The organism is Mesorhizobium sp. ORS 3428 (assembly GCF_001854785.1).
In the GTDB taxonomy this organism is placed as follows: domain Bacteria; phylum Pseudomonadota; class Alphaproteobacteria; order Rhizobiales; family Rhizobiaceae; genus Mesorhizobium.
Genome location: NZ_MDFL01000160.1, coordinates 1 through 13580, shown reverse-complemented (window position 1 = coordinate 13580; position 13580 = coordinate 1). Strand labels below are relative to the sequence as shown.

12 protein-coding genes and 2 pseudogenes are annotated in these 13580 nt (G+C 62.6%); 2 read left to right on the top strand and 12 right to left on the bottom strand.

What is annotated here, in order from left to right; genetic code table 11:
• Positions 1-35: 35 nt before the first annotated feature.
• The 5 genes and pseudogenes from kdpC to ORS3428_RS27865 all read right to left on the bottom strand — a co-directional run bounded on the left by kdpC (position 36) and on the right by ORS3428_RS27865 (position 6003).
• Positions 36-599: a potassium-transporting ATPase subunit KdpC gene (gene kdpC, locus ORS3428_RS27895; protein WP_071101510.1), complete on the bottom strand. Its 564-nt coding sequence runs from the start codon at positions 597-599 to the stop codon at positions 36-38.
• An 11-nt stretch (positions 600-610) separates the two neighbouring features.
• On the bottom strand, positions 611-2707 hold the full coding sequence (kdpB, locus tag ORS3428_RS27890) for a potassium-transporting ATPase subunit KdpB (protein WP_071101509.1): 2097 nt from the start codon (positions 2705-2707) through the stop codon (positions 611-613).
• A 208-nt stretch (positions 2708-2915) separates the two neighbouring features.
• Positions 2916-4616: pseudogene (gene kdpA / locus ORS3428_RS27880) on the bottom strand (potassium-transporting ATPase subunit KdpA); the annotation flags it as partial.
• Between the two features lie 22 nt (positions 4617-4638).
• On the bottom strand, positions 4639-4728 hold the full coding sequence (locus tag ORS3428_RS27875; RefSeq protein WP_071101507.1) for a K(+)-transporting ATPase subunit F: 90 nt from the start codon (positions 4726-4728) through the stop codon (positions 4639-4641).
• 933 nt (positions 4729-5661) lie between these two features.
• Positions 5662-6003, bottom strand: a complete 342-nt coding sequence (locus ORS3428_RS27865) for a hypothetical protein (RefSeq protein ID WP_071101505.1) — start codon at positions 6001-6003, stop codon at positions 5662-5664.
• Positions 6004-6164: 161 nt separating this feature from the next.
• Here ORS3428_RS27865 and ORS3428_RS33140 point away from each other — a divergent pair, with 161 nt between their 5' ends.
• On the top strand, positions 6165-6422 hold the full coding sequence (locus ORS3428_RS33140; RefSeq protein ID WP_131802961.1) for a hypothetical protein: 258 nt from the start codon (positions 6165-6167) through the stop codon (positions 6420-6422).
• A gap of 474 nt (positions 6423-6896) precedes the next feature.
• Here the strand turns inward: ORS3428_RS33140 and ORS3428_RS33135 are convergent, their stop codons facing one another.
• The 7 genes from ORS3428_RS33135 to ORS3428_RS27840 all read right to left on the bottom strand — a co-directional run bounded on the left by ORS3428_RS33135 (position 6897) and on the right by ORS3428_RS27840 (position 11964).
• Positions 6897-7373, bottom strand: coding sequence for a hypothetical protein (locus ORS3428_RS33135; protein ID WP_131802960.1), 477 nt, complete (start codon positions 7371-7373; stop codon positions 6897-6899).
• A 1071-nt stretch (positions 7374-8444) separates the two neighbouring features.
• Complete coding sequence (locus tag ORS3428_RS27860) at positions 8445-8651, bottom strand: hypothetical protein (RefSeq protein WP_071101504.1); 207 nt, start codon at positions 8649-8651, stop codon at positions 8445-8447.
• A gap of 10 nt (positions 8652-8661) precedes the next feature.
• Positions 8662-8823, bottom strand: a complete 162-nt coding sequence (locus ORS3428_RS33415) for a hypothetical protein (protein ID WP_157895996.1) — start codon at positions 8821-8823, stop codon at positions 8662-8664.
• Positions 8820-9047 (bottom strand): hypothetical protein, encoded by a 228-nt coding sequence (locus ORS3428_RS27855; RefSeq protein WP_071101503.1) that lies wholly within the window; start codon positions 9045-9047, stop codon positions 8820-8822. The genes ORS3428_RS33415 and ORS3428_RS27855 overlap by 4 nt, the downstream gene beginning before the upstream one ends.
• Positions 9044-9367, bottom strand: coding sequence for a hypothetical protein (locus ORS3428_RS27850; protein ID WP_071101502.1), 324 nt, complete (start codon positions 9365-9367; stop codon positions 9044-9046). The genes ORS3428_RS27855 and ORS3428_RS27850 overlap by 4 nt, the downstream gene beginning before the upstream one ends.
• 91 nt (positions 9368-9458) lie before the next feature.
• On the bottom strand, positions 9459-9692 hold the full coding sequence (locus ORS3428_RS27845) for a hypothetical protein (RefSeq protein WP_071101501.1): 234 nt from the start codon (positions 9690-9692) through the stop codon (positions 9459-9461).
• 535 nt (positions 9693-10227) lie between these two features.
• Positions 10228-11964 carry a hypothetical protein gene (locus tag ORS3428_RS27840; RefSeq protein ID WP_071101500.1) on the bottom strand — a complete coding sequence of 579 codons (1737 nt, stop codon included), beginning with the start codon at positions 11962-11964 and terminating at the stop codon, positions 10228-10230.
• On the opposite strand from ORS3428_RS27840, the pseudogene ORS3428_RS31905 reads away from it, so the two are divergent.
• Positions 11905-13103 (top strand): annotated as a pseudogene (locus ORS3428_RS31905) (tyrosine-type recombinase/integrase). The gene ORS3428_RS27840 and the pseudogene ORS3428_RS31905 overlap by 60 nt on opposite strands.
• Positions 13104-13580 lie beyond the last annotated feature (477 nt).

Below are 13580 nucleotides of genomic sequence, written 5' to 3'. Positions count from 1 at the left end.
CCGCGGATCGTGTCGATCCCCGGCGCGGGTGCTGATCACTTCAGCTCGTCCAGCGCGAGGTTGAGGGCGAGCACGTTGACCACCGGCTCGCCCATGAAGCCCAGCTCGCGATCCTCGATATGGCTGTCGACGAGCGCCTTGACCTTGGCTTCGTCAAGCCCGCGGGCCTTGGCAACCCGCGGCACTTGGAAATAGGCGGCTGCGGGGCTGATGCCGGGGTCGAGGCCGCTGCCCGAGGTGGTGACGAGGTCCATCGGCACCGGCGCGTTCGGATTCTCAGCTTTCAGCCTCTCGGCGTCGCCCTTGATGCGCTCGATCAGCTTCGCATTGGTTGGCCCGAGATTCGAGCCGCCGGAGGCGCTGGCGTCATAGCCGTTCCCGGCCGCCGACGGCCGGCCATGGAAATAGCGGTCGCCGGCGAAGGCCTGGCCGATCAGTTCGGAGCCGATGATCTTGCCATCCTTTTCGATCAGGCTGCCATTGGCCTGCCTGGGAAACAGTGCCTGAGCGATGCCGGTCATGCCAATCGGGTAGACAAGGCCTGTAAGCACCGTGAAGAAGACGATCATGACAAAGGCGGGTCTGAGTTGCTTGCGCATCGGAGTGATCCTTATGCGAGGCCAAGGGTCGTGACGATCAGGTCGATCGCCTTGATGCCGACGAAGGGCACGACGATGCCGCCGAGGCCGTAGACGAGGAGGTTGCGGGTGAGCAGCGCGCCGGCGCCGATGGCGCGGTATTTCACGCCCTTCAGCGACAACGGGATCAACGCGATGATGATCAGCGCGTTGAAGATGATGGCCGACAGGATGGCGCTCTGCGGCGTCGCCAGATGCATGATGTTGAGCGCCTGCAGCGGCCCGGCGGACTGGCCGGGCGTGACGTAGAAGACGGCGAACATCGCCGGGATGATGGCGAAATACTTGGCGACGTCGTTGGCGATCGAGAAGGTCGTCAGCGAGCCGCGCGTCATCAACAGCGCCTTGCCGATCTCGACGATCTCGATCAGCTTGGTCGGATCGCTGTCGAGGTCAACCATGTTGCCGGCCTCGCGCGCGGCGACCGTGCCGGTGTTCATGGCGACGCCGACATCGGCCTGGGCGAGCGCCGGCGCGTCGTTGGTGCCRTCGCCGCACATGGCGACCAGCTTGCCCTTGGCCTGCTCCTCGCGGATCAGCGACAGCTTGTTCTCGGGCGTCGCCTGGGCGAGGAAGTCGTCGACGCCGGCCTCGGCGGCGATCGCGGCCGCGGTCAGCGGGTTGTCGCCGGTGATCATCACGGTGCGGATGCCCATCTTGCGCAGCTCGGCGAAACGCTCAGCTATGCCGCCCTTGACGATGTCCTTGAGGTGGACGACGCCGAGCAGGCGTCCGTCGCGCTCGACCGCCAACGGCGTGYCGCCGGCCTTGGCCATCTCGTCGGCAACAGCCTGCAGGTCGCGGATCGTGTCGCCGGTGGGACGCGTGCTGTGAGCGGCGACCGTCGCCTGGTTGACGTGATTGAGCACCGCATCGACCGCGCCCTTGCGCACCGACGAACCGTCGATGTCGACGCCACTCATGCGGGTCTGCGCGGTGAAGGGCACGAAGGTCGCGTGCAAGGTCGCCATGTCGCGGGCACGGATGCCGTATTTCTCCTTGGCGAGCACGACGATCGAGCGGCCTTCCGGCGTCTCGTCGGCGAGCGATGCAAGCTGCGCGGCATCCGCCAATTCCTGCTCGGTGACGCCCTTGACCGGACGGAACTCGGTCGCCTGGCGGTTGCCGAGCGTGATGGTGCCGGTCTTGTCTAAGAGCAGCGTGTCGACATCGCCGGCGGCCTCGACGGCACGGCCGGACATGGCAAGCACGTTGAAGCGCACCAGGCGATCCATGCCGGCGATGCCGATGGCCGACAGCAGCGCGCCGATCGTGGTCGGGATCAGCGTCACGAACAAGGCGACGAGGATCGTCACCGGGATATAGCCGCCCGAGTAGGAAGCGAAGCTCGGGATGGTCGCGGTCGCCAGCACGAAGATCAGCGTCATGCCGACGAGCAGGATGTTGAGCGCGATCTCGTTCGGCGTCTTCTGGCGCTCGGCGCCCTCGACCAGCGAGATCATGCGGTCGAGGAAGGTGTGGCCGGAGGCGGCGCTGATGCGCACGCGGATCCAGTCGGACAGCACCTGGGTGCCGCCGGTGACGGCCGAGCGGTCGCCGCCGGATTCGCGGATGACGGGCGCGGACTCGCCGGTGATCGCCGCCTCGTTGACGGAAGCCACACCTTCGATCACCTCGCCGTCCGAGGGGATGATATCGCCGGCTTCGACCAGCACGATGTCGCCGACCTTCAGGCTGGTGCCGGGCACCAGCTTGAACCTGGAGCGATCCTCGCCGTTCACGAGCAGCTTGGCCTGGGTTTCGGTGCGCGCCTTGCGCAGCGAGTCGGCCTGCGCCTTGCCTCGGCCCTCGGCGACGGCTTCGGCGAAGTTGGCGAACAGCACGGTGAACCACAGCCAGATGATGATCTGCAGGGTGAAGCCGAGATCGTGGCCGCCCGTGACCAGGTCCTTGACGAACAGCACGGTCGTAAGCGCCGAGACGATCGCGACGACGAACATCACCGGGTTCCTGATCAACGTGCGCGGATCGAGCTTGCGGAAGGCGCCGCCAATGGCGGGCATCAGGATGCGGGCATCCAGAATGCTCGCGGATTTGGTCTGGCTCATTTTGTGGCTCCTGCATCGGGGATGTTGGACGGCGCCGGGTGCTCGGTCTTCGGGAACAGGTGYGGAAGGCCGACGRCCAGCAGCCAGATGACGAAGAGCACGGCCGCTATTCCCAGGAAGGTCGACAGGGTCGGAAAGGGACGAGGCCTCTCGTCCCCTCCGTCATCGGGCGGTTGCGGGTCACTGCGACGTCTGATGTTGAACCAGGCCATGTCTGTCCATGGATCATCGCCAGGTGCTCGACGATCGGGCCGACGGCAAGCGCCGGGAAGAAGGTGAGGCCGCCGACGATGACGATGACGCCGACCAGCAGGCCGACGAACAGCGTGCCGTCGGTCGGGAAGGTGCCGGCCGAGGCGGGCACCGTCTTCTTCGCGGCCAGCGATCCGGCGATGGCGAGCGCCGGGATGATGACCAGGAAGCGCCCCACCAGCATGCCGATCCCGATGGTGATGTTATACCAGGGCGTGTTGCCGGAGAGGCCGCCGAAGGCCGAGCCGTTGTTCGCTGCGGCCGAGGTATAGGCGTAAAGCACCTCGGAGAAGCCGTGCGGACCACCATTGGCGATCGAGGCCACAGCGCTCGGCAGGACCACGGCGATGGCCGTGAAGATCAGCATCGCCAGCGGCAGGCAGAGGATGGCAAGCATCGCCATCTTGACCTCCCTGGCCTCGATCTTCTTGCCGAGATATTCGGGCGTGCGGCCGACCATCAGGCCGGCGACGAAGACCGCGATGACGATGAACATCAATATGCCGTAGAAGCCGGCGCCAACGCCGCCGACGATGACCTCGCCGAGCTGCATGTTGATGAGCGGAATCATGCCACCGAGCGCGGTGAAGCTGTCATGCATGGCGTTGACTGCGCCGCAGGAGGCTGCGGTGGTGATGACCGCGAACAGCGCCGACAGCGCAATGCCGAAGCGGCTCTCCTTGCCCTCCATATTGCCGCCATCGATGCCGAGCGCATGGACCAGCGGATTGCCCGCCGCCTCGGCCCAGTAACAGACGATGACGCCGACCAGGAACAGCACGCCCATCGACGCCAGGATCGCCCAGCCCTGGCGCTCGCTGCCGACCATGCGGCCGAAGACGTTGGTGAGGGCAGCACCCAACGCGAAGATCGACAGCATCTGGATCAGGTTGGAGATCGCGTCCGGGTTCTCGAAAGGGTGCGCGGCATTGGCGTTGAAGAAGCCACCGCCATTGGTGCCGAGCATCTTGATGGCGACCTGCGAGGCGACCGGGCCGAGCGCGATGGTTTGCCTGGCACCTTCGAGCGTAGTCGCGTCGACATAGGGCCCGAGCGTCTGCGGGATGCCGAGCCACACATAGACAAGCGTCAGCACGATGCACGCCGGCAAGAGCAGGTAGAGGGTGCAGCGTGTCAGATCGACCCAGAAATTGCCGATCGACTTGCCCGAAGCGCGGGCAAAGCCGCGGATCAGCGCGATCGCGATGGCAATGCCGGTGGCGGCCGAAACGAAATTCTGGACGGTGAGGCCGGCCATCTGCACGAGATAGGACATCGTGCTTTCGCCGCCGTAGTTCTGCCAGTTGGTGTTGGTGGTGAAGCTGGCGGCGGTGTTGAAGGCGAGGYCGGGCTCGACCGCGGCCATGCCTGCCGGATTGTAGGGCAGTATGCCTTGCAGCCGCTGCAGCGCGTAAAGAACGAGGAAGCCGGCAAGATTGAAGAGCAGCATGCCCGTGGTGTAGACGGCCCAGTGTTGCTCTTCCCTGTCGCTGGTACCGGCGAGGCGATAGAGGCCGCGCTCGACCGGAACGAGCACCGGCGACAGAAAGGTGCGGTCACCGCTGAAGATGTGGTGCATGTAGTCGCCGAGCGGCCTCACGAGCAAAACCAGAATCCCGCAATAGACGAGGATCTGTAGCCAGCCATTGAGTGTCATGATGTGACTTTCCGTGCGCAGATCAGAAGCGTTCCGGGCGGATGAGCGCGTAGGTGAGGTAGGCAAGCAGGAACAGGGTCACCGCGCCGCCAAGCGTGTAATCGAGAAGCATGGTCCGGCTCTCCCGCTCAGATTCTGTCGCAGGCTTTGACGTAGGCTAAGGACAGGAGGAAGAATAAAATCCCGATCCCAAGAACAATGATGTCCATTTCAGGCGTTCCTTGTTTTCGATCGTGCTTTTTCCCGCCTGCTATCGACGGCCTAAACTGCGCGTGAACGCACGTCACCTTGGCGGTGACGGCGGCCAAAGCTTCTTGTCGGGGCGAAATATGGACCCGATCGCCATAAAGGTTCGAGACGGGGCGGATGGGAAAGAAATAGGAATCTTATAAAGCTTTCGTCGCCGCTCCCGTAGCAACGCGCTTAGCAGAGGGCCGAATGGGGCTACGAGGCGCTTGCATAGTGGCGCCGCGGCGTAAAYGGCAGTTAGTCGGAACGGCTGAGCATCGAGTCCGACTGCCTGAAGCGATCGCGCTCGACGAAGGGTCGGTAGAGTGAGGGTAGCGTTAGTTGTCCTTCGGCAGGCGGGAGGCTCGCCTGTCTAACGCAACCCGGCCAGACAGCGCAGTGTGCGATTTAGACGGCTATCGGGGAACATCGATACGCCGAACGGTTTGCAGGATGGTTTAGTCAATATTTGCTTCGCCTCAGGTCACGACGACGCCTAGACTAGGCTACCTAAATGTCCGCTCTCGGACATTCGCACCCGAAAAGTTGCCAGTCTCGTTCCGGCCCCCTTTACGTCATAGATCCGCGATCAGTTTGCCGGGCTGGGAAACCATTTTTCCAAGGAGAATCGGCTACTTAGACAGCGGTTGCTGGAATCGCCCACGTGGGAGTCGTGAATCGCCTCTACTCCAAACGCCGTTTGAAGGAGTAATGGGGGGAATACTCCGGATAGGTGCCAACGCCGTTTTGGCTCCAACCCTGTGTTTGGGCACAGTGAGACGCCGGCCGCGCAGCGGCCGCCGTGCCGGGGCAAACGTCAGGCCCCCTCTTCCGCGGGTGGAGGCAGCAGGTGGACCTTGCGCTGGAAGGTCCAGCCGTCCTCGTAGCGGTCGACGAGGTCATTGATCGCTCTTACCGTCTGCGCCTTGACGAAGCCCTGCCTCACCAGCTGGAAGGCGATGATCTCCATGATGYGCACGAGCAGCTTTTCGCGGCCGGGCTTCAGCAGGTTCTTGATGGCGAAGTGAAGCATCRCCCTGGCGACGTCGTCGCGGCCCGGAGAACGCTCCGCCTTCTTCCGCCTCCGGTATTCCCGCTGGTATGCCTTCTGCTTCTCCAGTCGCGCACGCCGCCTTTCCTCGTTCGTCTTCCTGGCCATCCGACCCTCCTCCTCATGATGTCCACCCTCATGATGACCGGCGGCGTTGCAAGGAACAAACGGCGTTAGTTTAGCAGAGCGGAGACGGCGTAGGTGTGGAACTGTCGCGRTTGCCTCCCTTCCATCCGACACTGGACCCAGGGCCGCGATGGTGCCCGAACGTGAAGCGCGATGCGCCGTTCACCACATTCGCCCTGCACGGACGCAGCAAGGATTTCGCCGCACCGATGAAGGCGATCCGGGCAACGCCGTTAACGCATATAACGACGATCCCGCACTCTGAATCGCGTTACCCGATCTCGGAATCGGCTTACCGCAAATTGTTTCGGGTTGCGGGCACGTCGGATCGACTGACCTGGTCCGACGGGACTGCTCGACGCAACGGCGTTTGTGTGTGCAACGGTGATCCCGACCTCTGAATCGGCCCGCAGGTTTCCTGAATCGGATTAGCGCAAATCGAGCCGATTTGAATTGACGTGCCCACAAGCGTCGAGCGGCTAGTGCGTGAAGCGCGGCTTGCCGGACGCGCGGCGGAAATGCACATCTTCGGCTCACCATGCGGGGTCGGTGCTGCCGAAAGCGATCTCGCCAAGGCGACCGCATTCGCGTTCTCGCTCGAAGCATCTCCGGTAACGGCGGCCATCAGCCGCTCATCTACCAAGCGCATCCGCACTCGCTGCTTTCCTGGGATCGCAAGCTCTCGACGCGCGTCCACTGCCTGCGCGGGCGGCTGTCCATCGTTGCCGACCACAGCAACGTCGGCGCCGCTCATGCTCAACCTCCCCCACCAGCCTGCGGATCGGCGCAATCTGGCAAGGCCGAGCCCCGTCTCTTCCTACGCCCCCTGTGCCGCAGCAGCCGCTTCCACAGATGATCGGAACATCGGGTGTCCATCACTGACGGCCTCCGGCATGAACCCACAACTGGCGCCTGCCGCGCATCACGCATCGGCTCAGGATCCATTGGTGCACGAGGCGGCAGGTCGCGTCCCCTGTCCGCATATGATGCTCCAAACTCCGCAGCACCGATGGCGAAAGCGGCAGCCCGGCAGGCCGACAGCGTGTGGCAAAGTACAGCGCCACGCCTACTGCAACAGCAGGACTATCGAGCGGATGACCCGCACCCATGATGCGCGCGAAGCGCAGCGCATCCGCGCTCACCTGCGGCAGACCGGGGATGACAGCCTTCTGCAGCACGGCACTGCCGGGCTCGCCGACATGGGGCGGCACGCCAGGTTCGGCGGGTGCKGGCCGCCGTCGCCTTTGTCGATCCGGTGGGCGTTCGCCGGCACCTCCATTCCCCGCGTCGGGCACAGCACTCGACCCTGCGCGCTGCGGGAACGGCAGGACGTTTGTCGTCTCGTTGCTCATGGGATCTCCGGAAGTCGAGGCGATGGTCTCGGCGGCCAAGCCGGGCCGCCATGCTGGTCGTCGCCGCTAATCGGCTGGCTCCGACGGCAGCGATGCTGCAGACGACACTGGTCGCGGTGAAGACAGGTCGTGGAACTACGATGGACTGGTTCGCCGGCCTCGTTGTCAGGCGCGGTTGACATAACCTAAGACCTCTCAAGTCGGTTGTGGGTGAGGCCACCGCTCGATGCTGGAACACTGCGGTGGCCGCTCCGTTCGATCCGAAGCAAGGCGACCTTCGCAGGATCCAGGTGAGTTGAGAGCCCGAAAAATGCAAATCGCCCAGACCTATCGATCGCAAGCTTAACAGTGAGCTCTCTGCATAATTCGGAAACGGCCATCTGCGGCGTCCCGACACAGCTTGGAGCCGGGAACTGGGGATCTAATCTTCACGCCGTGCGTGRCATTCGCCTGGCCAGCACGTTGACGCCATCCGACGCCAGAGAGGACATTCGTTCGGTGGCCGAGGCCTACCAGGTCAGCGAGAGCACGATTGCACGGCTCAGGGCTTTGTAGGGCTTTGTAAGCGGCTCTTGTATTCCATAGGTGGAACGCTATTTTATTCGCTCTGATGATGATTCTCTGATCCTGAGCCTGTTCTTGCGCTTTCACTGTTTTGCTGGTCCTCTGTTCTCCTGATCCTCTCTCGTCTCGCTATCTCGCACCTGTTTCGCTCTTTCTCCTGATCCTGATCTGATCAGACGCTGTTTCTCTGCTTTTCCTGTCTCTGATCCTGGCTCYGATTCTTTCCCTTTTCTGACAATCTGAAACGACAGGCCGTCCGTTTGGTGTGGCCACACCGCCGGCGGTAGCGAATCGTAACCGGACTTCGAAGTTTTAAGCCGCAACCTATTGAGGGTCGTGGCGGCGCCCCACTTGACCCGGAGATCACCATCATGGTCATCCGAGTGAACGTGGAAGTGCAACTGGACGCGCAAACCRCCCTGCGGATCGCGGCGTTCCTAGTTGCTTTCTTTTGGAGCTGAGAAGTAGACGGCGGCGCGCAAATGCGCCACYGTTCCAGTTCGAGGCTCACCCACCCAGCGCCTTGAAAAAGAACGCGGTCACGCCGAGGCCGAACAGGGTCACCARCACATTCTGCACCGGCGCAAGCAGCGGGCTCGGGTCTTGGCCGAACGTCGCGATTGCGATTGCCCCGATGCCGCAAAACAGCGACAGCATCGGCAGACCCGGCCATTTGACGATGGCGGTGCCCGCGGCCTCGCTTATCCGTTTCAAGGGACAGCGTTCACCTCAGCCGCCCGGCCTCCAGGACGCGTTTCAGAAATGCCTGCGTGCGCGGCTTCTGCAGATGGCGGAAGAGCTCCTCCGGCGGGCCCTCCTCGTAAATGCTGCCGGCATCGAGGCGGGCTACCGGCCGCTGTTCCTGTGTTGCTTTCAATACGGTCATGGCGTCATCCCCCCCTCGTTGTCGTTGTCCAAATCGAACGCTTCGACGATCTTCAGGACTTCGGCCGCGCGATGCATGACGGCCGCCTTCGGCTCGTAGAYGCCGTCGACAGGCAGCGCGATCTCGTCGARCAGCCTCTGGAACTTTACGCGCTGGTCAGCGTCGAGCGCGCCCGCGATCTCCCGGGCCAGCGCGATCCCGGTCGGCGATAGTTTCCTGATCATGCCGCCGCCCTTTCCGCAGCCATCGCCTCCAGCAGACTCCCGACCTCCTCCATCGCTTCGAGGGCGGCGCGCTTGATCCAGCCCAGCGCCTCGCGGTCCACGACCTTGCAGGCGTTCAGGTTCGCCTCGGCCTTCGCGAGGTTTCCGGTTTCGAGTCCGACCTCCCTCAGATAGACGTCGAGGCGCATGCCGATCTCACGATGCCATCGGCTCAACAGCATCGTATCGTAGGCCTCTTTCACCGCGACGTAGGCGGCATGAACCGCCCGCGCGTCGCTCAGAAGCTGTTCGAGGTCCCGCTTTTCCATCTTGTCCAGCATTTCCTGTCCTCCGCGTTTCTGCCCTCCGAGGGCGACGGGTTGGCTACCGCGACCGGGTTGCCCGGTTTCGGCCCGAGCCACCGGGTCATCATCAGGCGGCGAGAAGCTGCGTCTCCGCGATCCGGTTGCGGATGTGAAGCTTCCGGTCATCCAGGGTCCAGCTACGCGTGCAGTCGGCGAAGCAGAGGAAATCCCTGTTGCCGTCCTCGTTGATCCACCTGACCCCATAGCGGTCGATGCGGCGGTCGTTGGTCCTGAACTGGCTGGTGAGTTCGGCGACGTAGGTTTCGCCAGCTTCTTCGATGGTGATGAATTGCTTCGGCATTTCCCTGTCCTCCTCGTTTCCGGCCCGCCCATTGCAGTGCCGATGAGAAAAGTGTGCGGTATCCGCGCACACAATACAAGCCTTCATTTTGCAGCAAAATGCATGTCAACAAACCAGCATGCGAAATCCCTTGCTTGGCCAACAAGTTTTTTTGAGAAATCAACCGCTGAAGACTTGCGAATCCATCTCCGATTACGCCGACAGAAATTTGTTGCCTGTCAACAATTACTTCATATGAGAGGAATAAGATGCTGAGAGCTACCGCGATTGCTGTTCGATGGGCGCTCCGGAGGGCGTGGTCCATCTTCCAGGGACTGCGCCACGACCTCTGGCGGATCGGCCACCCGTCCGGCCTCGCGCCGGAGCCGATGCCCGCCCCGTACGCCCGGAGACAGGCGGGGYGGACGTTCTCGACGAGTTCAAGGACTCTTGCGTCAGGGAGTTCGCCAACGACCATACTGTCGTCGGTGATGCGGGCCCGCGCCGTCCATCAATACGCGTCGGCGACAGACCTTGGGTCCGGGTGCCGTGGACATCAGCACGCTGTCGGAGACTCAGGTGGACAGCTGCTCAAGCTGAGCGACGACGAACTGCGCAGGCTCGCCACCGCAGGTCCGAGGGCGTGCGAACTCGCGGCGAAAGGGAGGCGGTCAGGGATGGTGGGCTGCCTGTGCCGGAGGGCCGGCAGCCGAAGGAGGCGTCCAGCGCCGTCTTTGGACCGGCGCTCGCGCTCGGCTCTCTGCCTAGCCGCGCAGGCCTTCCTCGACGGCTTCTCGGCGGCGCGGGGCGATCTCGCGCCGGACCGCGCGCTCTGCCTGCGGGCGGCGAAGGCGGCGCGCAAGAYGTCCTCCGCTCCAGAGATCGCGGTGGYCGGAATGCTCATAGGGATCGGATCAGGTCCGTTCAYGGACGACTCGATCTTGGCGGCAAAGCGTTTGCTTGCGCTGGAAACAGGCAGCCTTCTCAAAGGCCGGAAACATCCGCCTCCGCACGTTGGCGGGTCGTACTCGTCAAGCAGGGCGTCGGCCCATAGCTGCAGCGCCTCCGACTTCAGCCCAAGGAACTGCGCCTTCGAACCGTAGGCCATCCTCGTGATCCTGGCCGTGTGCATTTTCAGAAAATYGTCGCGCTCGCGCTCCGAGGCTGTCGCCTTTGGAGCTTTCGAGGTGTCGAGTTCGTGCGCGAGGATAGCTGATGCCGCGGCGGGCATTTCCTTCGAATCCAGGAACTCAGTCAGGGTCCGTCTCACGTCGTGCATGGACCACCATGCTACGCCCGCCTCCTTAAGCAGGTTCCTGCGCTCGCCGCGCTCCCGGCGTTTCCTCGGCGTGCCGTCTGCGCGGACCGCAGGCTGCCATCCTTCCTGCTTCTTCACCTCCAAGGCATCTTTCCCGGCCAGTCGATACAGCACGCGGTAGACTCCGCTGGCGGTCGCATGGACCTCCGAGTCGCRCTCGCTAGGGAACGCCCAATCCTCCGACCCCTTGTGCTTGTTCATCTCCCGCAACTGCCGCAGGTGCTTCACGGCGCGTTCCGGAACCGGCAGCATCTGGGCCTTGCCGCCCTTCATCTCGCCTTCGTCCCAGGTGGCGATCCACCAGCCCTGCCGCTCGGCATCCTCGACTAGGTTGTAGGCCCGCAACCCCATGCCGGCCCCGCCGCGCTGGCATGTGAACACGAGCCACCAAAGCCCGGCGAGAACGCCCGCGCCGACTCCAGGTTTGTCCACTATACGTCCGGGCAGCGGCCTCGACAGGTATTCCTCGGCGAGCAGAAGGCTACGCACGATGTCCTCGACCTCAGGTTTCCGCTCGCGCGGTTCGATGTGGTACGGGTCRTGCAGGAGCTTCCACCAGACATCCCTGTCACTGAGTCCTGATTTCGCGCTCTGGAATCGCAGGCACCAGTCGAGGACGGAGCGGGTATAGGTGACGAGCTTCTTAGCGACCGACACCCCGTAGGCCGTGGCGACCTTGTCACGGATGTCCTCGACCCGGCCCTTCGTGACGTGGCACGCCGGGGTCTTTTTCAGTTCCTCGCACTCAGGCCTGTTGAACGCGCCACGGAGATCCTTCACGCCGGACGGCTTCAGAGGGTTCTTAGCACCGACAGCGGTGCGGCCCTTGACTACCTCCTCGATGCACTCGCCAAAGGTCCATGTGCTGACTTCGAGCCRCAGACCGTCAAGCGCCTCCTGGTGGGACTTCCCGGCATGTCGCCCGGCGAGGTATGGCTCGACCTTGCGCGGGTCGTCAGCGAGCAGCGCCTGCACGTACCCACACCACTCGCGGGCTTCCTTCGGAGCGGTCAGCGCCTGCTTGTGCGACTTCGGGTATGGGTGCAGCCCACAGGCTCTCGCCTCTGGCCGGTCGCCTACCGCTTTGACGGCAAGCAGAAGCTGCTTGCACTGGGCAGCTATCCCCTTATCTCCCTCGCCGAGGCACGGCAGGCGCGCGATGATGCTAAACGGCTCCTGCTGGCTGGCATCGACCCTGGAAAGGAACGCAGCTTACGGAAGGCCGATTCGGCAACCGTCCTTACTACCCTTCGTCGAGTGGAGGTTCGCGGTCGATACAGTCGGCCAGGCGACTGCGCTCCACCATCGGCACCGTGTTTCGATACGCGATCGCGACCGCACGCGCCGAGGCAGTTCCGACGATCGCTTTGAGACGTGCACTTATTAGTCCAACGGTCACGCCGCGCGCCGCGATCACAGATCCTATGGCCTTTGGCGGCTTGCTAAGGGCAGTCGATGCCTTTGACGGACAGCCTACAACCCGAGCCGCTCTGAAGCTGATGGCAATGCTATTTCCTCGCCCCGGCGAGCTACGCGCCGCAGAATGGGAAGAGTTCGATTTCGAAAGCTCGGTGTGGACCATTCCTGAAGCACGCATGAAAATGYGACGRCCGCRCCGCGTGCCCCTTTCAAGGCAGGCTGTCAGCGTCCTGACTTCGCTTAGAGAAATCTCCGGTGGTGGATCGCTGCTTTTTCCTGGTGTTCGATCGACTTCGCGCCCGATTTCCGACAACACGCTTAACGCCGCTCTGYGCCGTATGGGCTACGGCAAGGAAGAAGTTACCACGCACGGTTTTCGAGCAACGGCATCGACTCTGCTAAACGAATGCGGAAAGTGGCATCCGGACGCCATAGAGCGGCAGCTGGCCCACATTGAAAACAACGACGTTCGTCGAGCCTACGCCCGGGCAGAGCACTGGGAAGAGCGCTTCAAGATGATGYAATGGTGGGCCGACTACCTGGATGAACTCGAGAGCAAAAATACGCGAGTGATCTCAATTGCGGGACGCGCCAAGCCTGCTGTTCATACACCATCGGGAGGGTCCACTTTGAACCCAACTGCGACGGTTCACCAAACACCGAGACKATCCTCCAACCTTCGCAGATCCTACTGAGTTCAAAAAACGTCGAAAACTGGACAACCAAAATGGTAGGTCCAGACGGTCATCGTTTTCGACGGAAAATCAATACGTTAGCGGACGGTTCGCCAACCCGTTTACCTGTATTCTCTCGTATGGTCTAGCGAACCTGAGGACGACGGCACCTCGAATGACAAGGTATTCAATATGAGGGGAACATGATGCTTTTGGCGAGCTATTTGTAACACCAGAGGACACGAATTGTGGGACACACTCGTCGGCGGTTGCAGCAGCTTGACTTGGCCCCATCCTGCTTTGTTCAGCTGCGCCTTGGGTTCCAGGCATAACTACCACGCCTGTGGCTGTATTCCTTGCAAGGGCGCACTGAGATTAGGCAGCGTCGTTTTGATGGATTTGGTGGATCCGGGAGATGGTCCTTAAATTTTTTACTTTTTCATTTTCGTGGTAACAAGACAGAGGTACTTCCGTACCGTTCCGCGTATTGCCGCTGGC